Genomic DNA, 20,641 nt, shown 5'->3' on the forward strand with positions numbered 1-20,641 from the left:
CTCTAAGCCACGATGTTCAGTCCGCCGTCGATATACAACGTGGAGCCGGAAAGCCGCCGCGCATACGGCGTGGCCAGAAACGCACAGGTATAACCGATATCCATGATGTCGACCACTTCGCCGAGCGGCGCGCGCGCTACCGCTTCGTTGAGCAGCAGCTCGAAATCCTTCAGGCCCATGGCGGCGCGGGTCTTCAGCGGCCCGGGGGAAATCGCGTGCACGCGAATGTCCTTCGGTCCCAGCTCGAACGCCAGGTAGCGCGCGCAGGCTTCGAGCGCCGCCTTGACGGGACCCATCACGTTGTAGTTCGGCACGACCTTGTTTGCGCCGTAGTAGCTCATCGTCAGCATGGTGCCGCCGTCTTTCATCAGCGGCGCGGCAAGGCGCGCCATCCGCACGAACGAATGGCAGGAAATGTCCATGGCGGTCAGATAGCCTTCGCGCGACGATTGCAGCAGTCCGCCATGCAAATCCGCTTTGGGCGCCCAGGCAATGGCGTGAACGAGTATGTCCAGCCGCCCCCAGGTCTTCTCGACCTGATCGAAGACGGCTTCCATCTGGTCCTCGACCGTGACGTCGAGCGGCATGAAGATTTCGGCATCGAGTGCTTTGGCAATCGATTCCACATAAGGACGGGCCTTGTCGTTGGCATAGGTGATCGCTACGCTCGCGCCGAGTTCGTGAAACGCCTTCGCGCAGCCGTATGCAATCGAATCCTCGTTGGCGATGCCGGTCACGAGGGCCTTCGCTCCTTTCAGAATCAAACGCGGTTGCTCGATTGGCATAGCGACACTCCTTCAGGGCTGTTTGCATATGGAACGCACGTGCGTTCCATATGCAAACGGACCCTAAGCAATCGCACGCGTATGGCGGGCGATCATCAGTTCCTCATTGGTGGGTACGACCCAGACCGGGACCTTGCTCGAAGCGCGACTGATCAGCGGGCCGCCCGCCCGATTGGCCGCCTCGTCGAGTTCGGCCCCGAGCCACGCCGCATCGCGCACGATCCGCTCGCGAATCGCGACGGCGTGCTCGCCAATGCCGGCCGTCAACACCAGCGCGTCGAGACCCTGCATCGCCGCGGCGAGACTGCCGAGTTCGCGGCCGATACGGTAGGTGTAGACGTCGATGGCAAAGGCGGCGCGCGCGGCGTCGCTGTCGAGCAGCACGCGCATGTCGCCCGAGATGCCCGACATGCCGAGCAGCCCCGAGCCCTTGTAGATCAGGTCCGCGATCGCCTGTGAATCCATCTTCAGCTCGTCGAGCAGATAGAGCATCACGCCAGGATCGAGGCTGCCGCAACGCGTGCCCATCGGCAGCCCTTCCACTGCCGTGAAGCCCATCGTGCTCGCCACGCTCTTGCCCGCGACCATCGCGCACATGCTCGCGCCGTTGCCCAGATGCGCGACGACGGTACGCCCCGCCGCCGCAGCCGGCGCGATGTCCGGCAGCACGCTCGCGATGTATTCGTACGAGAGCCCATGAAAACCGTAACGCCGCACGCCGCGCTCGGTAATCGACGCAGGCAGCGCATAGGCCTGCGCGACCTCGGTTTGGGTACGATGAAAGGTGGTGTCGAAGCACGCGACCTGAGTCAGGTCGGGACGCACTTGCGCGAGGATGCGGATCGGCTTCAGGTTATGCGGCTGGTGCAGCGGCGCGAGCGGGGTCAGGCTGTCCAGTTCGTCAAGCACGGCGGAGGTCACGGCAACGGGGCCGGTAAAGCGCTGGCCGCCGTGCACGACGCGATGCCCGACCGCCATCAGCCGATGTCCGCCGCCTTGCTCGCGCAGAAAGCCGCCCAGATATTCGATCGCGCCCTCATGCCCGAGGCGATAATCATCGCCCCACTCGAACGAGCTGACATTGCCCTCGCGATCTGTCGCGCGAAAGCGCGGGCTCGTATAGAGGGCTTCGATCTGGCCGCGCAGAATCAGTTCGAGTTGCGCGGGTTGCACGTCGAAGACGCTGAACTTGAGGCTCGACGAACCCGCGTTCAGAACGAGAATCACATCCCCCATGGCATCACCCGATCACTTTGCCGGCTTCGCGCCGCGCCTTCGCCACCATCGCGGCGACCGCGCACGACGCGAGACGCGTCGTGACCGAATCCGCGCGACTCGTCAGGATGATCGGCACGCGCGCGCCGAGCACGATGCCCGCGGCGTCCGCGCCAGCGAGAAACGACAGGCTTTTCGCCAGCATGTTGCCGGCTTCGAGGTCCGGCACCATCAGGACATTGGCGCGTCCGGCCACCTGCGACTCGATGTGCTTGATGCGCATGGCTTCAATGTTGATCGCGTTGTCGAGCGCAAGCGGACCGTCCACGAGGGCGCCGGTAATCTGCCTGCGGTCCACCATCTTGCACAGCGCCGCCGCCTCGACCGTCGATGGAATTTTCGGATTGACGCTCTCGGTCGCGGACAGGATCGCCACGCGCACTTCTTCCAGCTTCAGCGCGTGCCCAAGGTCGATCGCGTTCTGCAGGATGTCGACCTTCTCTTCGAGCGTAGGCGCGATGTTGATCGCGGCGTCCGTGATGATCAGCGGCTGGTCGTACGCGGGCACGTCCATCACGAAGCAATGGCTGACGCGCCGCGCGCTGCGCAGGCCAGTGTCGCGGCGAATCACCTCGGCCATCAGCTCGTCGGTGTGCAGGCTGCCTTTCATCAGGGCCTCCGCCTTGCCTTCGCGCACCAATTGCACGGCCAGCGCGGCGCCGGCGTGGCTATGCGGCGCATCGACGATCGTGAACTCCGAGATGTCGATGCCGTGTTCGGCGGCAATCGCTTCGATGCGCGCGCGCGGCCCGACGAGCAGCGGCGTGATCAGTCCCATTGCGGCCGCTTCGACCGCGCCCCTGAGCGAACTCTCGTCGCACGGATGCGCAACCGCGGTCGGTAATGCCGGCAGCGTGCGGCAGTATTCGATCAGACGCTGATACTTTTCGTGCTTTTCCATCGGCGTATTCCTCATGTGTACGGCGCGTCGGGTTCGCGCCATGCGACGCGCCGGGTATACGGCTGCGTCGTGCTTACCTCCAGCCGCGCAGCGTGCAGGTCGCTCACGTGCGCGTCCCTTCCGGCAGACGCGCCGAGCGCTTGCGGCTTACGCGCGGACCCAGCACCGCACGGATACGTTCGACCGCCGTTTTTAGCGCGGCGTCGAGCGGGGCGTTCAACACGCGCTCGTCGGACGTCACTTTGTCGAGCAGTTGCAGAAAGCGCTCGCGATCCTCGCTGTCGGAGAGCAGCTTCGGCAGCGTGGCAATTGCCTCGTCCGGTTCGAAGCTGACGATGATTTCCTGCTCGCCTCGAATGCGCCGCCAGTGATCGAAACTGATGTCGGGGAAGTACTCCGCATAAGTTTCGGCGATCTCCCTGCGCAGCTCGAAGCGTGCGAGCGGAAACGACTCACCCTTGCGCGACAGCAGGAAGGCTGCTCGCGCGAGCGCCTCCGTGTAGCCGCCGTCGCCGATCGCCTGCAACGCCGCACGCACGAACGGCAACTCGCGGGGATTGATCGCGCCGGCTTGCGCGGGCGCGCCGTCGGGGATCCCCTTGCCGAGGAAGGTTGCGTACATGTTCGCGTACACGCTGAAGAAGCTGGCCTCGGCCGCCGCGTCGCGCATCTCGCGGAAATAATCGAGCGACGCGCTGATCATTTGCGAGCCGCTGTGTTCGAGCTTGCTCCACGGGTTATCCGGGCTGGCACGCTGGCGATTGTCGCGAACCCACTGCGCGGCCACCGGCAGCCAGCCAAGCCACGGATTCATCGCGGAACAGGCCCAGCGCTGCCAGCGCAGCGGATGAAACTGGCGCAGCATGCGGGCGCCCGTTTCGTTCGCCATCGCCTGCACGAACGGCTGCGCGAACAGTTCATACAAGCGCTGATTCAACGCGGATACTTCGGCGACCGCTTCGAACGGCTTTTCGTCGATGCGGCCAAAGCGGTTGATACGCGCGGATATCTCTTCGAGCCGCCGTTCATGAAATTCCACGACATACTCGACCTCCCCGGCCGAGTTCCGCACCTCGTCGATGGTCATGCCGTAGAGCCCCGGCGGAAACGTTTCGATGGTCTTGAGCACGGAGACGATTTGGGCGTGTTCCTTTTTCGCGACTTTGCCGGACACGAAAATGCCCAGATGACCGATGTCTTTATGCGTCAGACCGACGATCACCTGACCGCGCGCCTTGATCTCCTCGGTGCTGCCGTAGAGGTCCGTCACCCAGTTGAATGCCTGCTGAGGCGGCGTGATGTTGTCGCCCATCGACGCGAACAGGATGATCGGCGAGCGTATTTCACGCAGGTCGAACGTCTGGCCGCTGCTGTTCTTCACCCCGCCCGACCACAGCTTGTTGCCGACGAACAGATTGTGCGTGATCCATTCGATCTCCTCGCGGTTCATCAGGTAGTAGCTGCCCCACCAGCGCTCGAACTCCAGATAGCGCGGCGGCTCGGTGTCGATGTTCGAGTACAGGTGGTAGTACTTGTCCCAGAACGTGTTGGCGGGGTTCAGGTTCTCGAAGTTCTGCACCAGATACGCGCCGTCGAACGTGCCGTTGCCGAGATCCGCCGCGTACGATGCGAGCCACGCGCCGCCCAGCATGCCGCCGGCGTAGCGCATCGGGTTGTCGCCGTCGCCTTCGCTCCAGGCCGCACTCCAGTACGACATCGGCGCACCGCTGATGACGATCGGACCGGTCTCGTCGGGGTCGGAGCTGGCGAGCATCATCGCCGCCCAGCCGCCCTGGCAATTGCCGATGATCGCGGGCTTCGGGCTGTCGGGATGCAGCGAGCGCACCTTGCGCACGAATCGCTGCTCGGCGTTGCACACGTCGAGCAGGGTCTGACCGGGCTCGGGATCGCGAAAGAACACCACGAAGTAGACCGGGTAGCCCGCGCGCAACGCGACGCCCGCCTGCGAATCGTCCTTGAAGCCGCCGATGCCGGGGCCGTGCCCCGCGCGCGGATCGATGATCAGATACGGACGTTTGCGCACGTCGACGCCCACGCCTTCGAGCGGACGAAGTTGCAGCAGCGCATAGTTGACCGGCCGCTCGAACGTGCGGCCGTCGAGCAGCATGTCGTAGTCGAAATGCAGCACCGGCGTGGGACCGCTCACGCTGCGTTCGACGAACTCGTTGCCGCGCCGGTACAGCGTGTCCCAGAAGAGCAGCGAGCGCTGCGCGGCGTCCACGGCGTACTGCCACGCATTCAGCGGGTTGAACGGCGCGGGCGCGGCGCTTGCAGGCACGCTGTCGTTGTGATCGAGCCCCAGCGCGTCGATGACCCGTTCGTTCAGGTGCCGCTGGGCATGTTGCGTGCGCTTTTGCAGCACGTGAGTGATTTTTGCGGTGATATCCTGGCTTTGTGACAACAGCGTTTCAGCGTCCATCGGGCGACTCCAGAAAGGTGCTCGACACGTCAATCAGCTGGGTGCGCCCGGACAGCGGCGGCGATATCGCGGCTCACCGAGGCGAGCGCGCGGCCCAGAGCACGTCGGCGGAGACGTCGCCCGAGCACGGAATCAAAGCGCATCACGTCGATCCGCACATGCCAGACCACGGACGGATCACGTACTGCATCGTACAACGAAATCTCCATGGAGTTCAGCAGTGCGCCTAGCAAAGCACCGGCCTCACGATCGTCATGAGACCGACCACCAGCGCGAGCGGCCACGTCCAGAAGCTCGGCCATTGCTGTCAACTTCAACTTCATAGGCTCCCCGCCCTGCCAGGTGAACTCGATCTCGGGCGTGGGCGGTGCCTCGATATAGCGCTTCCCGTACGACCGCAGCGTTTCGTCCGACATCCGAAATCGTTCGCGCGGCGGGCAGTCGTTGAAGGACCACGCCCATGCCGAAGGACACGGCAAAGATCGGCAACCAGAAGCCGAACACCCTGCGGTACAGCGCGTTGCCGGTTATGAGCCGCGCGCCCTCGATTGTTGCCAGCCATGCAGCCAGGCCGATCGTGAACGCCGGGAAAATGATGTGAAAGCTGATGACGAACCCGAACTGGATGCGCGAGAGGATGACAGGATCAAGTTCCATGGTCCCTTCTAATCAGATGGGCTCGTGGCGTGATGTCTTGGTACTCTCATTGCTGCGATTACCGACGAACAGACCATCAAGGTTGCCGCCGCTCCCGCGCCAACTCAGCGCCCTGGAGCATCAACCTGGCGTCGCTCGATTCCATGTACCGTATCGACCGTAGCAGGCAGGTCGCCCGCGGCCAATCGGACCTTGGTCGTATCCCGCGACGAGCATCCGCCAGCTTGTGGCTGATGACTGGCCAGAATGCCCCGGGCGAATGACGACCGCTACCGTTCGAGACCGGCGCGCATCTGCAGATTTGACGCCCTCACCCTCCGTGCCTCTGCTCGCTGTCCAGTTTCTGCCCAACGACACCTGCCATCACACGCCAGCGATCGCTTTCCAGAACGGTCTGAGCGTCAATACGCGCGAACAGGTCCAGGAGTGGCGCGATGAGCCCCGTCCAACCTGTCTGGTGACTTGCACCCAGCCCTGCGCCGTTGTCACCGTGAAAATATTCGTAGAACAGAATCAGGTCACGCCAGTGCGGATCGTTCTGAAATTTGTCCGTTCCACCATAAACGGGCCGCCGCCCGTCCGGTCCGCGCAAGAACGTACCCGTCAGTCGGCGAACAATCTCCTGCGCCACCTCGAAGAGTGTCATCATCTGCCCGGACCCCGTCGGGCATTGAACCTTGAACTCGTCACCGAAAAACCCGTAAAGATTCGTCAGTGCCCTGATGATCAAGAGATTCACGGGCATCCACACCGGCCCTCTCCAGTTCGAATTTCCACCGAACATCCCGGTATTCGATTCCGCAGCAAGGTACTGCACCTTGTACTCTTGCCCGCCCACATTGAGTATGTACGGATGGTCGAGATGATGGCGGGACAGCGAACGAATGCCGTGCGCACCCAGGAATTCGTTCTCGTCGAGCAAGTAACCGAGCACGCGCTCGAGTTTCTGCGTATTCAGGATCGACAGAAGTCTGCGCCCTCTATGGCCGATGAAGCCCGCATCGGTCGGCGCTACGTGGCTCACCAACTCCGGGTAGCGCGTTCGAAATTGCGCGATCAGCTCCATTAGTCTCGGACAGCGGGAGAGCGTATCGGCCTCGAAAACTGTCGACGCGCACAACGGTAGCAAGCCCACCATGGACCTGACTCTCAGACGCATCGTGTGTCCGTCGGGAAGACGTAGCAGGTCATAGAAGAAACCGTCCTGCTCGTCCCACATGTCGTCTGAATGATCGCCAAGCCGGTCCATCGCGTAGGCAATCCACATGAAGTGCTGAACGAACTTGAAGGCGAGCTCCTCGTACATCGGGTCGTGTTCGGCCAGGATCATCGCCATTTCCAGCATGCACTGACAATAAAACGCCATCCACGCTGTCCCGTCCGCCTGCTCGAGTGAGCCGCCGGTCGGAAGCTGCGTGCTGCGATCGAACACGCCAATGTTGTCGAGCCCAAGAAACCCACCGGCGAAGACGCTTCTGCCCGACGGGTCCTTCCGGTTCACCCACCAGTTGAAATTGAGCATCAAACCCTGGAACGAGCGCTCAAGAAAGCGCGGATCAGCGCGTCCCAGCGCTTTCCCATACTTGTAGAGCCAGAGCGTGGCGGCGGCATGCACGGGTGGATTGACGTCACTGAAGTTCCACTCGTAGGCTGGTATCTGCCCGCTCGGGTGAAGATACAGAATGCGCAGCATCAACAGCAATTGTTCCTTGGCAAAATCGAAATCGACAGCGGCCAAGGCAATAGTGTGGAAAGCCAGGTCCCACGCCGCGAACCATGGGTACTCCCATTTGTCCGGCATGGAGATCACCTCGGCGTTCAGCATATGGAACCATTCGGCATTGCGCGCCGTGTGCCGACTGGCTTCGAGCAAGGGATGACTCTGATGCTCGCGCAGCCACCGCTCCAGGTCGAAGTAGTAGTACTGCTTGCTCCACAACATGCCCGCCAGGGCTTGACGATGCACCCGTCGCTCATCGTCGCTGAGTGCCTTTGGCGCAATACGTTGGTAAAACGCATCCGCCTCGGTTATACGATCGTCGAAGGTCCGATCAAACTCCTCGAACGCATGGTCCCGCTTTACTGCGCTCAGGCGCAGTCTGATGGTCGCACTGCCGCCCCCGGGTACATCGCATACGTAATGCGCTGCCGCCTTGGTGCCCGTCCGAGCCGGATTCACGGCCTCGCGCTGGCCAGCAATGACATAAGCGTGGAATGCATCCTTCACATAGGGTGACGCGTTGGGTTGGCTCCACAAGCGCTGTGCGTTGCTTTCGTTTTCCGTAAAGAGCAATTCCGTCGCGCCGTCACAATAGAGCCAGTACTCGCCCAGTTCACGATGTGTCGCACGAATGACGCCGGAATCCGCTTCGCGTAACGACGGTTTGCAATCGTCGTAGCCCCACGACCACGTATTGCGAAACCATAGCGTTGGCAGGACGCGAAGACGTGCCCCTTCCCGTGCGCGGTTGAGTACCGAAATGCGCACGAAGATGTCTTCCGGGGCCGCCTTCGCGTATTCGACGAAGACGTCGAAATACCGATCGTCATCGAAGATACCGGTATCGATCAGTTCGTACTCGAATTCGTCGCGCGACCGTCTCCGGTTCGTCTCGACCAGATCCCGGTACGGAAATTCCTGCTGTGGATACTTGTACAGATACTTCATGTACGAGTGCGTAGGCGTGCTATCGACATAGAAGTAGTATTCCTTGACGTCCTCACCATGATTGCCTTCGCTATTGGTGAGGCCGAAAAGACGTTCCTTCAGAACCGCGTCGCGTTCGTTCCAGAGCGCCAGCGCGAAGCACAACCTTTGCTTGTCGTCGCACAGACCGCCGATCCCGTCTTCTCCCCATCTATACGCACGCGAGCGCGATTGATCATGGGTGAAGTAGTTCCAGGCATCACCGTCTGCGCTGTAGTCCTCGCGGACCGTCCCCCATTGGCGCTCGCTGAGATACGGCCCCCACTTCATCCACGGCACTTGTGCGGCGCGCGAGTCGCTCAGACGCTTTTCTTCTGCTGCGTCGTTGATTGCAGGACACATGCTTTGCCTCCCTCACGACGCGTAGGTCCGATCAATCGCTCAAGCACTGCCGGGCCCCAAGCGCCCTTGACGCTAAACTCGAAATTGACGTGGGGTCCACCATCTCGACCGGGCCCGGTATGACCCTTCTCAATGCGTCAGCTTCAGTCCGATCGGACTTCAACCGGTAGAAACGGGACGCCGGCGAACTGCTGCAGCACCCAGGCGACACCGCCAACAGGGCAATAACGAGTGATTCGAGTGCGCGTGTCACGGGTGAGACTCCTGCTGCTTGCCGCGAATCAACGCCTCCGGATGCCGCTCCAGATAGTCGGCAAGTGTCCGGAAAGCCGTCGCGGCGCGAGCGAGTTGCTGTACCGCATCGGCCGCGTTCTCCTGCAGGGGCGACTCCGGCTTCAACGCGTTGTTGGCCGAGTCGAGTGCAGTGTGGGCCGCGGCGAGCGTGCCTCGCGCCTGCGGGACGATCACGGTGTCGAGATCGTCGAGCAGCGTCTTCGCGCTCGCCAACGTCTCTTGCGTGTTCTTGCCAATCGCTTCAATCGGAAGCGCGTTCAGCTTTGCCAAAAGCTGAGTGACGTTGTCCTGCAACGCCTGCAGGTGTCCGGCGATCGTCGGAAGTTCCGGTGGCGATGACGCCCAATTGACCGTAGCTTTTGGCGCGTCGGGGAAGAAGTCGGCGGCCACGTACAGCTGTCCGGTCAGCAGATTGCCCGTTCTAAGCTGAAGACGCAGGCCCCTCGCAACGAGGCGATCGGCCAATGCGTGAGGATCGTTGCTGAGGCGGCCGCCCGCGTTCGTCTCAAAGCGGGACGTAAACATCTCCGGATAGAGATCTATTTCCACCGGAACGGTGAACTTATCGGTCTTGGGATCGAAACGTGTATAGATCGCTGTCACTTCGCCCACCACAATGCCGCGGAATTCTACCGACGCCCCCACGGTCAATCCCCTCACCGACTCAGTGAAATCGGCAACGTACTTGACGACTATGTGATAGTGCGCCTTCATCGCGGCAGCCCGATCCGGGAACAGCGTGAACGTCGACTCGGTTGCAGCGACGGCCTCGTCAGGCATGCCCGGCGGCGACTCGAATGCAATGCCGCCGATCAAGATCGACACGAGCGACTGCGTATTGACCTGGATGCCATTCGAACTGACTGCCACGTCGACGCCGCTCGCGTGCCAGAAGCGCGTGTCCCCAAGAACGAACCTGTCATAAGGCGCGTTGATGAACACGTGCAGGGTCACACCGTGACCGTCGGGATCGAGCTTGTAGGCAGAGACCTGTCCCACCTGCAGCCTGCGGAAGTACACCGGCGAGCCGACATCGAGCGAACCCATGTTGCTGCTCTTGAGAACGAACTCGCGGCCGGGCTCACTGCTCTCAATCACCGGCGGGACTTCGAGACCGACGAAATCGCGACGCCCGGTTTTCGAGTTTCCGACGTCCACACCAACGTAGGATCCCGACAGCAGCGTCCCGATTCCTGACACCGTTCCACCGGAGATACGAGGGCGCACGACCCAGAAGCGCGTGTTGTCGACGAGCATGTCCGTCGCGTCCTTGTTGATGTCGGCTGTCGCAATGACCCGCGCGTGGTCGTGCGTAAGCACCACGGACTTGATGATGCCAATGTCGACGTCCTTGAACTTGATTTTCGTCTTGCCCGCCTCGAGACCTTCGGCGCTCAGGAAGCTGATCGTGATCGTCGGCCCCTTTTCGACAACCGCCTTGGTAGCGAGCCACGCCCCGATCAGGACTGCGAGGATAGGCACGAGCCACACGATCTGCAGGCGCCAGCGCGAGCGCGGCACCCCATCCGCGCCGGGAAAATCAGGCTTCCGCTCGGGTTCGGGCGAGAGATGAGCGCCATCGCTCATTTGTAAATGATCCGAACGCGGCTTTGGTGTTCGTGAGTCAGCATTTCGTCGACGCGGCTTGCAAGCTGACCGTCAGTCTTGCTTGAGAAGCGAACTATGATGGCGTGCAGACACCGAACAGCACGAACACGTCGTCACGATTTACCAGGGTCGCGGACATTCCACCTGTCTCCGTGTTGAGCGTAATGCTCCAGCCATAGCCTAATTCCGTGCCTTGCATGAGCAACTGGCCGTCGCCCTGCTCCATGTACCGGATAGCGGTTGCGCGCTGCTGTGGGCCGACGATGACCTTCTTCGCGAAGTTGATCCGCACGAAATCCGGCGCTCCCAGGATGGATGGAAGCGTCCGGTAGCAGACTTCGCCAATGTCGCAGAAATGCGCGTCGACGGTCGCGCAAATCAGTGCCTTTCTGCCATCGAAGTCAGCACCGAGCACCCACGAGGGAAACGAACAGACCAGGATCGCAAGCGCGGCTGCCCGCAATGGTTTCAGCATGACTGTCCCTCCTGCCTGTCCTGAACAAGCGTATGGTTCCACCCGCATCGGATTGTGCGAGCGGCGCGCGGTTGATGGGGACACGTCGCCTACTCGGCGGTATAACCGCGGCCGGTCATGCATGCCTTGACGGCCCGGTTGTATCGGGATAGATCCCCAGACGCCTGTTGCTGCATACCTTCTTGCTGCATCGCCATTTGCGCGCGTTCGCGCCGCATTCTCATGCCCACGCCCATCGTGCCGACGAGCGCGCCGATGCCGGCGCCCTCGCCCCAGTGTCCGCCGGCTACCCCGCCAATCAGCGTGCCGAACAATGCGCCGCCACCGGCGCCGCGAAACAGCCCGCCACGCGGTTGCTCAGGTGGCGCACTATTGGCCATCTGTTCGGCAAGCGCTTCTGGATTGACGCCGGTGATTTGCTGGGCCCACGAGCGGCACTCTGCGGTGTCGGTATTCTGCCGCTCGGCACTTTGCCCCCTGGCGGGATAGAAGATCGGTTGCTGAGCTGCCGCCGCGCACGCGAAAAATAGCAACGGCAGGACGATCGATAGTCGAGCGATTATTTGCATGACCAAAGCTTCCGTGGGTACCTGTTGGCGTTCTTGCAAGCGTGTTCGCTTACGACCGACGTTGACTTTTGACAGTCCGCGTTGGATTGCCTACAGAGCGTCGAACCTGCATTCGAAGAACGTCTGAATCCAGATTGGCACAAGCAAGTCGCTCAATCCATAGGCCCTTGGTCTCATTTCCCTGCTGGATACCCGCGCATGACGTGAGTATTGTGCTTGATGAGTTGGCTTCTGGCGCACGGTGTTATCAGTTCAAAGGAGGTCGAGTGCAAGTTTCCGATGAAATACGTTTTCCTCACCAATTTCCGGCAGAGAAGTACCACACTAGTCAGTCGTAACACGCACACAAACGCGCCTTGAATTGCGCGCAATTCCAGCCTGACGAAGCGCCTTCGTGTCATCGCGAAGCGTTCTGAATCGCCGCAGCGATGTCCCGGCTGACCTGCGCTAGCGCGCGATCGTGCGCAGCGACAAGCGCGTCGTAACTCTGCCCCGGTACCGGTTCGCGCGCGAGCGTATGTCCAACGACCGGTGTCGCCGACCCGGGAGGCGAGATCGTCCACAGCGCCTCGATTGTCGCCGCATCGCCCGGCATGGAGTCGAAACGCATCACGTCTACGCGCACGCGCCACATCGGCTTTTCACTCGCGCCAGTCTCGAACACGGTCACGCGCTCCGAGCCGAGCAGCGCCGCGAGATTGCCGGCGATCGCGCGCTGTATGTTGCTTTTCAGCGGCTCGGCCCAGCGTTGGAACTCGTTGGGCCAGACCTGGTTGTCGGCGAGGCTCACCACGATCTGGGGCCGGTCAACCAACTCGGGAATCGTGACCGGGCTCACCACGACATTGAGCCGCGCGGCGGCACCCGTGGCGGCGGGCGTCGCCTCCGGCTTCAAGCGGTAGAAGCTGGAAGTCGGTGAGCTGCCACAGCCTCCAGCCAATCCAACCGCCCCCACCAACAGAGCGATAACAACGAATGCAAGGGCACGTGTCACGGCGGGCTCTCCTGCTGCTTGCCACGAATCAACGCCTCCGGATGCCGCTCCAGATAGTCGGCAAGTGTCCGGAAAGCCGTCGCGGCGCGAGCGAGTTGCTGTACCGCATCGGCCGCGTTCTCCTGCAGGGGCGACTCCGGCTTCAACGCGTTGTTGGCCGACTGGAGTGCCGCCTGGGCAGCGGCCAGTGTGCCGCGAGCCTGAGGAACGACCACCGTGTCGAGATCGTTGAGCAGCAAGTTCGCACTTGCCAGCGTCTGTCGCGTGTTCTTGCCGATCTCGTCAAACGGTATCGTGTTCAGCTTCGCCAAAAGCTGAGTGACGTTGTCCTGCAATCGCTGCAGGTTACCCGGGATCGTCGGCAGCCCCGGCGGCGACGACTCCCAATTGACCGTAGCTTTCGGCGCGTCGGGGAAGAAGTCAACGGCCACGTACAGCTGTCCGGTCAGCAGATTGCCCGTTCTAAGCTGAAGACGCAGGCCCCTCGCCACGAGGCGATCGGCCAGTGCGTGAGGATCGTTGCTGAGGCGGCCTCCTGCGGCGGTTCCCGCACCGGCTCGATAGCGGGACGTGAACAGCTCCGGATAGAGATCTATTTCCACCGGAATGGTGAACTTATCGGTCTTGGGATCGAAACGTGTATAGATCGCTGTCACTTCGCCCACCACAATCCCGCGGAAGTCGACGGGTGCGCCCACAGTCAACCCGCGAACCGAGTCGCTAAAGTCGCCAACAAATTTGGAGACGATATGGTAATGCGCCTTCATCGCTTCGGCCCGATCCGGGAACAGCGTGAACGTCGAATCGGTTGCAGCGACGGCTTCGTCGGGCATGCCCGGCGGCGACTCGAATGCAATGCCGCCGATCAGGATCGACACGAGCGACTGCGTATTGACCTGGATGCCATTCGAACTGACTGCCACGTCAACACCGCTCGCGTGCCAGAAGCGCGTGTCCCCAAGAACGAACCTGTCATAAGGCGCGTTGATGAACACGTGCAGCGTCACACCGTGACCGTCGGGATCGAGCTTGTAGGCAGATACCTGTCCCACCTGCAACCTGCGGAAGTACACCGGCGAGCCGACATCGAGCGAACCCATGTTGCTGCTCTTGAGAATGAACTCGCGGCCGGGCTCACTGCTCTCAATCACCGGCGGGACTTCGAGACCGACGAAATCGCGACGCCCGGTTTTCGAATTTCCGACGTCCATACCGACGTAGGATCCCGACAGCAGCGTCCCGATTCCTGACACCGTTCCACCGGAGATACGAGGGCGCACGACCCAGAAGCGCGTGTTGTCGACGAGCATGTCCGTCGCGTCCTTGTTGATGTCGGCTGTCGCAATGACCCGCGCGTGGTCGTGCGTAAGCACCACGGACTTGATGATGCCAATGTCGACGTCCTTGAACTTGATTTTCGTCTTGCCCGCCTCGAGACCTTCGGCGCTCAGGAAGCTGATCGTGATCGTCGGCCCCTTTTCGACAACCGCCTTGGTAGCGAGCCATGCCCCGATCAGGACTGCGAGGATCGGCACGAGCCACACGATCTGTAGGCGCCACCGCGAGCGCGGCACCGCATTGGCGTTGGGAAAATCAGGCTTCCGCTCGGGTTCCGGCATGGTCCTGCTCCACTTCGTCCCACATCAGGCGAGGATCGAACGTCATCGCAGCGAACATCGTAAGCACCACCACCGCGCCAAACGCGATTGCCGCGTTGCCGGCCTGGATTGTCGCGAGCGCCTTGAACTGCACCAGCGCAACGAGCATGGTGATCACGAAAATATCGAGCATCGACCAGCGCCCCACCAACTCCACGATCCGGTAGATCCGTGTACGTTCAACGGGGTACCAGCGCGAGTGCAACTGCGTGGAGAGAGTCAGGTATCCAAGCGCGAGGATCTTCAGCATTGGCACGGCGATGCTCGCGACGAACACTACGATCGCGAGCGGCCACGATCCCGACGTCCACAGATAGACGACGCCGGACAGAATCGTGTCGTTCTGCGAGCCGAAAAGCGAGTTCGTGTACATGACCGGCAACACGTTCGCCGGGATGTACATCACTATGGCAGCGATCAGGAGGGCCCATGTGCGCGACAGGCTTGCCGGCTTGCGCAAGTGCATCGCCGCATCACAACGCGGGCAGGAGAACCCGTGGCCGTGGGCCTGCACCCTTGCCAGCAGCCCACAATCGTGACACAGCGCGAGACCGCATTGCGCTGCGGTAACAGCGCCATGCGGCAGCGAATCGTCGAGATCTGGTGCGGCATCCGTATGCTCGACTGCGGCAACGCGCAACCACAGGATGCGCGTGTCGAAGGCAGCGCCGGCAGCCGCCAGAACGAACATCAGGGCGCCGAACGACCACAGCGCCGGGCCCACAACCACCGCCGCGATGTGTGACAACTTCACAAGTGCCACCAGCAACCCGAGTATCAGGACCTCGGTCATCCCCCAGGGCTGGCACAGGCAGCACAGCCGGAAAATGACCGGGCCACCCCATGGCGTACGGTCAAACTTTAGTGGAACCAGCAGCCACAGCATGCTCACGGTCTGCAAGATCGGCATGAGCACCGTGGTCGCAAACACGAGACCCGCGATCGGCCACTTCCCATCGTTGTACAGCACGTTCACGGCACCTAGCAGTGTCGTCTCGACTACGGTCCCGTTGACCGACAGACCGACGATCGGGTACACGTTCGAGACCCCGAACAGCACAACCGCTGCGAGAGAAAACGCAAGCGCCCGATCGAGGCCGTTGGGGAGGTCCCGGTACAGCTGAGCATGGCAACGCCGGCATCGCAACGCGCCCCCCTCCGGCACGTGCACCTCTCGCTGCAGGAGATCGCATTCGGGGCAAGCAATGAGTTTTCCGTCAGTCACTGCGGCCCCTGTGCAGCAGGTTGCGACGTGGCGCCTTGTGGCTGCGACTGTGCGCTCGCGGTCGCCGGCACGGTCATCCGCTCAGCCTGAACGACCCAGCCGCCACCCATCGCCATATAAAGGCTGACGACGCTCGTCAAAGTCGTGGCCTGCGTCTGCGTGTGCTGAAGCTCCGCATTGAACAGGTTTCGCTCGGCGTCGAGTACCTCCAGGTAGCTTGTATACCCCCCCTCATAGCGCAGTCGCGCGAGCCGCAGATAGGTGCGATTCGAGTTGACCTGGCGATCCAGGATCGTCAGTTGTTCGCGCGACTTCTGCACCGCGATCAACGCGTCAGCGACCTGCTGGAACGCAACCTGCACGGCGCTCTGGTACGCAAACAGTGCTTCCTGTTGTCTCGCCTCGGCTTGTTTGTTCTGGCCGTAAGTGTTGCCTCCGGTAAAGATCGGCATCGTGACCGCCCCGGCGTATGACCACATCCGTGCAGGTCCGGTGAACAGGCTGGAGAACTGTGTGCTGAGGGACCCAAAAAATCCCGTGAGCGAAATCTGCGGGAAGTACAGTGCTCGCGCCGCGCCGATCAATGCATTTTGTGCAATCAGGTTCTGCTCCGCCTGCAGCAGGTCGGGCCGGCGATCGAGCAGGTCCGACGGCATGCCCGCAGGCACCGTGGGTGCCGCAAGTGCACCCAGCGCACGGCCGCGGAGAATCGGCTCGGGATTGCTGCCCAGCAGCACCGAGAGAGCGTCCTCCTGCTGCGCGATCTGCTGCTCCAGTTGCGGAATGGTCGCCGCCGTGGCCTCGTAGTCGGACTGGCTCTGCGCAAGCTCCATCTCGGAGACCTGGCCGAACTGCCGCCGCAGCGTGAACACGTGCACGGAATCGGCCCGGCTCGCAGTCGTGCTCTTTGCGATTTCGAGTTGCGTATCAAGGCTGCGCAGCAAGATGTATGACGAGGCAACCGAAGCGACGAGCGTCAATATGTTCGCCCGGTGTGCCTGCTCGGCCGCGTTGACATTCGCGCGCGCCGCCTCGGTCTCGCGCCGAACCAGACCAAACAGGTCGATATTCCAGACGCCCGAAAGACCGGCCTCGAATTCGTTGAAGACGGGCGACACGCCCGCGGGTATCGGCGTCGGCCCGTTCCTGGATGCACCCTCCCGCGACGCATTGAGCCCAACGCTTGCCTGCGGGAACAGCGCCGAACGGGTGCTCACGAACTGGCCCATGAACTCGTCGACGCGCGCGGCCGCCTGCTTGACGTTCAGGTTGTTCTGGAGCGCTGTCTTGACCAGGTCGTTCAGCACGGGATCCTCGAACTGCTCCCACCATGCGGTATTGACGACGTCCGCAGCGTCGCCGTACGCGAAGCGGAACGTGTCTGGCACGTCCAGCTTTGGCCGCTCATAGTTGGGACCAAGCAGGCAGCCGTGCAGCAACCCCGTCATCAGAAGCGGAGCGACCAGACGCGCGAAGGCAGCGGCACGCATCAGTCATCCTCGTGCCGCGCTGACGGCGTCGGGTGGGTGGAGTCGGAGCCACCGGAAGTCGGGGGGAGGTCTCCGGACCCCGCCTGGGGCGTTTGCTTGCCTCCACTCTTGCGCGAGCCAAGCGACTCGATCGCCCAGTAGAACATCGGAATGAAAAACACGGCAATCGCGGTTGCCCCCAGCATCCCGCCGATCACACCCGTGCCGATCGAATGACGGCTGTTCTGCGACGCACCGAGCGCAATGGCGAGCGGCACGCAGCCGAGGATAAATGCAAGCGAAGTCATCACGATCGGCCGCAGACGCTCCTCGGCCGCGATCATCGCCGCGTCGTACGGCGACTTGCCTTCTTCCCGGTTCAGGACGGCAAACTCGAAGATCAGGATCGCGTTCTTTGCGGCAAGCGCGATCAGCATGGTCAGCCCGATCTGGAAGTACACGTCGTTGTTGAGCCCGCGCATCAGGATGGCGAGCAGCGCGCCAAAGAGAGCGAATGGCACCGCCATCAAGACGCCGAACGGCAGCGACCACTTCTCGTACTGCGCAGCGAGGATCAGGAATACCATGATGATGCCGAACACGAACACCAGCCCCCCCGTCGATCCCGACTTGATCTCTTCGTACGCCTCGCCGCTCCAGCCAACTGCATAGCCCGGCGGCATTTCGGCCGAGAGTTCGCGCAAAGTCGATATCACCTCGCCGGAGCTGTGCCCTGGTGCCGCGTTCGCGGTGATTTTCACCGCCGGGAAGTTATTGAACCGCGTCACCAGGGCGGGGCCCGTGACGTACTTGTAGGTCATCACCGCCTTGATCGGCACCATGGTGTGAGTCCGGCTGCGCACGTAGATCTGGTCGAGATCACGCGGCGTGAGCCGGTAGCGCGGATCGGCCTGCACGATCACCTGCCAGAGCCGTGCATCCTTGTTGAACTGCGACACGTATAGAGAGCCGAACATCGTTTGCATGGCGCTGTACACTTCCTCGATCGGCACGCCGAGTGTCTCCGTCTGATCCCGGTCCACATTCACCAATAGCTGCTGCGACGAAGCATTGAACGTCGTGGTCACACGAGATAGCTCGGGACGGGCCTTCGCCTTCGTCACGAAATCGTCCACAACGCCCGCCAGCTGCTGGATGGAGCCGTCGCCCTGGCTTTCGATCCACATCTCGGTGCCGCCCGTCGTGCCGAGACCCGGAATGGACGGTGGATTGACGGGCACCACGATGCCTTCCTGGATCTTTCCGAGCGTCTCATAAGCCTTGATCAGGACCGCACGCGCGTTCTGTTCCCTGATATTCGCGAACGAGTAACGCTCATCGAAGCTCTTCAAACCGACGAAGAACGTCCCCGCGTTATTTTTATTCTGGCTGTCGAGCAAGCTAAAGCCATTCACGATCGTGATACTGCTTACCGCCGGCTGCTTGATGAAAAAGTCGGTGACCTTGTCGCCGACAGCTGAAGTCCGATCGAGGCTCGCCGCGTCCGGCATGATGACCGCCCCGAGCAGGTAGCCCTGATCCTCCGGCGGCAGGAACGCGCCCGGGATCGACCTGGCCATCATGACAGCGAGCACGATGACACCGACGAAGACCAAGAGGCCGATCACATAGCGCTTGATGATGAACTGCACGGCACGCCCATAGCCGGCCGTCATCTGCGCGAACTTGTTATCGAACCACCGGAAGAAGCCCCGCTTCTCGTGGTGCCCCGGCTTGAGCAGGATGGCAGCCAACGCGGGCGAGAGCGTCAGAGCCACGATGCCCGAGAGCACCACCGAAATCGCAATCGTGATCGCGAACTGCTTGTATAGCTGTCCCGTGATTCCACCCAGAAATGCGACCGGAACGAACACGGCGCACATCACCAGTACGATCGCCACGACCGGGCCCGACACTTCGTCCATCGCGCGCTTTGCCGCGTCTTTCGGACTGAGCTTGTGGACGGTCATGTTGCGCTCGACGTTTTCGATCACGACGATCGCATCATCCACGACGATGCCGATTGCAAGCACCATGCCGAACAAGGTCAGCATGTTGATCGAGAAGCCCAGTGCTGCCATCCCCATCGCAGTGCCGACGATCGACACGGGTACCGCGATGACCGGGATGATCGTCGCGCGCAGGCTCTGCAGGAACACGAACACGACGATCACCACCAGCACGAGTGCCTCGAAGAACGTATGAACCACGTCAGCGATCGACGCACGTGTGAAATCCGTCGTATCCATCGCTATCTGGTAGTTGAGCCCTTCCGGGAACGACTTCTTCAGTTCCGCGAGCGTCGCACGCACCTGTTTCGAAACGTCAAGCGCGTTTGCACCCGGCTGCTGGTAGACCGCGAGGATTGTCGCTGGCTTGCCCTGGTAGGTGGTGCGGTTCGAATAGCTCTTCTGGCCAAGCTCGGTCCGCCCGATGTCCTTGAGTCTCACGATCGCCGCTCCGGTGCTCGCGGCGCGGATGATGATGTTGTCGAACTCCTGCGGTGTTGCGAGCCGCCCGGTTGTGGTCACCGCGAACGACTGCTCGACCGGGCTGCCAGTCGGCGACTGGCCGACGGTGCCGACCGCGAATTGCTGGTTCTGGCCTTTCACCGCGTTCTGCACGTCACCGGCCGTAATGCCGAGTTGCGCCATACGATCCGGTTTCAGCCAGATCCGCATCGCGTAGTCAGGCGTACCGAAGATGGACGACTGGTTCGCGCCCGGGATCCGCTTGAGCGTGTCGAGCACGTAGACGTTCGCATAGTTCGCAATATAGGTGGAATCGAAACGCTGATCCGGTGAGTAGATCGCGATCACCATCATGAATGCGTTCGACTTCTTCTGGACCTGGACGCCTTGGGACTGCACCTGCTGCGGCAATTGTGGGAGCGCGAGGTTCACACGGTTCTGCACGTCGACTTGCGCGAGTTCCGGATTCGTTCCGATCTCGAAGAAAGCATTGAGCGTCAGGTCGCCGGTCGACGAACTCGACGAATACATGTAGATCATGTTGTCGGCGCCGTTCACCTGCTGCTCGATCGGTGCGGCAACGTTGTTTGCTACGACTTCCGCACTTGCGCCCGGGTAGGTTGCCGAGACGGTGATCTGCGGCGGCGTGACGTCCGGGTACTGGGCAATCGGCAGCGAGAACATCGTCAATGCGCCGCCGAGCGTGATGACAATGGAAATGACAGAGGCAAAGATCGGTCTGTCAATGCAAAAGCGGGAGATGTTCACTGT

The 20,641-nt window shown here is 61.8% G+C and carries 14 protein-coding genes and 1 pseudogene; all 15 read right to left on the reverse strand.

All coding sequences use genetic code 11. The features are described from left to right. Positions 1–2: 2 nt before the first annotated feature. Positions 3–785 carry an enoyl-ACP reductase FabI gene (gene fabI / locus LJ655_RS15195; protein WP_230562072.1) on the reverse strand — a complete coding sequence of 261 codons (783 nt, stop codon included), beginning with the start codon at positions 783–785 and terminating at the stop codon, positions 3–5. Between the two features lie 63 nt (positions 786–848). After that, positions 849–2,021: an acetate/propionate family kinase gene (locus tag LJ655_RS15200; RefSeq protein ID WP_230562073.1), complete on the reverse strand. Its 1,173-nt coding sequence runs from the start codon at positions 2,019–2,021 to the stop codon at positions 849–851. Positions 2,022–2,025: 4 nt separating this feature from the next. Beyond that, positions 2,026–3,003, reverse strand: a complete 978-nt coding sequence (locus tag LJ655_RS15205; protein ID WP_268991502.1) for a phosphate acetyltransferase — start codon at positions 3,001–3,003, stop codon at positions 2,026–2,028. Positions 3,004–3,064: 61 nt separating this feature from the next. Further along, positions 3,065–5,401, reverse strand: a complete 2,337-nt coding sequence (locus LJ655_RS15210) for a DUF3141 domain-containing protein (protein WP_230562075.1) — start codon at positions 5,399–5,401, stop codon at positions 3,065–3,067. Between the two features lie 29 nt (positions 5,402–5,430). Further along, entirely contained in the window at positions 5,431–5,817 is a 387-nt protein-coding gene (locus LJ655_RS15215; RefSeq protein ID WP_230562238.1) for a hypothetical protein, read from the reverse strand. 34 nt (positions 5,818–5,851) lie between these two features. Beyond that, positions 5,852–6,058, reverse strand: a pseudogene (locus LJ655_RS15220) (cytochrome ubiquinol oxidase subunit I); the annotation flags it as partial. Between the two features lie 310 nt (positions 6,059–6,368). Continuing rightward, the gene (locus LJ655_RS15225) at positions 6,369–9,107 is read right to left on the reverse strand and encodes an MGH1-like glycoside hydrolase domain-containing protein (protein WP_230562076.1); all 2,739 of its coding nucleotides are present in this window, start codon (positions 9,105–9,107) and stop codon (positions 6,369–6,371) included. A 249-nt stretch (positions 9,108–9,356) separates the two neighbouring features. Then, a complete protein-coding gene (locus tag LJ655_RS15230; RefSeq protein WP_230562077.1) occupies positions 9,357–10,988 on the reverse strand; it encodes a PqiB family protein in 1,632 nt (543 codons plus the stop codon). A gap of 94 nt (positions 10,989–11,082) precedes the next feature. Then, a complete protein-coding gene (locus LJ655_RS15235; protein ID WP_230562078.1) occupies positions 11,083–11,484 on the reverse strand; it encodes a hypothetical protein in 402 nt (133 codons plus the stop codon). Between the two features lie 89 nt (positions 11,485–11,573). Beyond that, entirely contained in the window at positions 11,574–12,092 is a 519-nt protein-coding gene (locus tag LJ655_RS15240; RefSeq protein WP_230562079.1) for a glycine zipper family protein, read from the reverse strand. A gap of 358 nt (positions 12,093–12,450) precedes the next feature. Next, positions 12,451–13,047 carry a PqiC family protein gene (locus LJ655_RS15245; RefSeq protein ID WP_230562080.1) on the reverse strand — a complete coding sequence of 199 codons (597 nt, stop codon included), beginning with the start codon at positions 13,045–13,047 and terminating at the stop codon, positions 12,451–12,453. Then, the gene (locus LJ655_RS15250; RefSeq protein WP_230562081.1) at positions 13,044–14,666 is read right to left on the reverse strand and encodes a PqiB family protein; all 1,623 of its coding nucleotides are present in this window, start codon (positions 14,664–14,666) and stop codon (positions 13,044–13,046) included. Before LJ655_RS15250 ends, LJ655_RS15245 begins: the two co-directional genes overlap by 4 nt. After that, complete coding sequence (locus LJ655_RS15255; RefSeq protein WP_230562082.1) at positions 14,641–15,930, reverse strand: paraquat-inducible protein A; 1,290 nt, start codon at positions 15,928–15,930, stop codon at positions 14,641–14,643. Before LJ655_RS15255 ends, LJ655_RS15250 begins: the two co-directional genes overlap by 26 nt. Next, positions 15,927–17,420, reverse strand: coding sequence for an efflux transporter outer membrane subunit (locus LJ655_RS15260; RefSeq protein WP_230562083.1), 1,494 nt, complete (start codon positions 17,418–17,420; stop codon positions 15,927–15,929). The genes LJ655_RS15255 and LJ655_RS15260 overlap by 4 nt, the downstream gene beginning before the upstream one ends. Next, a complete protein-coding gene (locus tag LJ655_RS15265) occupies positions 17,420–20,638 on the reverse strand; it encodes an efflux RND transporter permease subunit (protein ID WP_230562084.1) in 3,219 nt (1,072 codons plus the stop codon). Before LJ655_RS15265 ends, LJ655_RS15260 begins: the two co-directional genes overlap by 1 nt. Positions 20,639–20,641: the final 3 nt, after the last annotated feature.

It is taken from the genome of Paraburkholderia translucens, assembly GCF_020881035.1.
In the GTDB taxonomy this organism is placed as follows: domain Bacteria; phylum Pseudomonadota; class Gammaproteobacteria; order Burkholderiales; family Burkholderiaceae; genus Paraburkholderia; species Paraburkholderia translucens.

Bases quoted from the DNA above. Each gene is read 5' to 3' on its own strand.
- fabI (WP_230562072.1), bottom strand. From the start codon at position 785: ATGCCAATCGAGCAACCGCGTTTGATTCTGAAAGGAGCGAAGGCCCTC.
- LJ655_RS15200 (WP_230562073.1), bottom strand. From the start codon at position 2,021: ATGGGGGATGTGATTCTCGTTCTGAACGCGGGTTCGTCGAGCCTCAAG.
- LJ655_RS15205 (WP_268991502.1), bottom strand. From the start codon at position 3,003: ATGGCGCGAACCCGACGCGCCGTACACATGAGGAATACGCCGATGGAA.
- LJ655_RS15210 (WP_230562075.1), bottom strand. From the start codon at position 5,401: ATGGACGCTGAAACGCTGTTGTCACAAAGCCAGGATATCACCGCAAAA.
- LJ655_RS15215 (WP_230562238.1), bottom strand. From the start codon at position 5,817: ATGTCGGACGAAACGCTGCGGTCGTACGGGAAGCGCTATATCGAGGCA.
- LJ655_RS15225 (WP_230562076.1), bottom strand. From the start codon at position 9,107: ATGTGTCCTGCAATCAACGACGCAGCAGAAGAAAAGCGTCTGAGCGAC.
- LJ655_RS15230 (WP_230562077.1), bottom strand. From the start codon at position 10,988: ATGAGCGATGGCGCTCATCTCTCGCCCGAACCCGAGCGGAAGCCTGAT.
- LJ655_RS15235 (WP_230562078.1), bottom strand. From the start codon at position 11,484: ATGCTGAAACCATTGCGGGCAGCCGCGCTTGCGATCCTGGTCTGTTCG.
- LJ655_RS15250 (WP_230562081.1), bottom strand. From the start codon at position 14,666: ATGCCGGAACCCGAGCGGAAGCCTGATTTTCCCAACGCCAATGCGGTG.
- LJ655_RS15260 (WP_230562083.1), bottom strand. From the start codon at position 17,420: ATGCGTGCCGCTGCCTTCGCGCGTCTGGTCGCTCCGCTTCTGATGACG.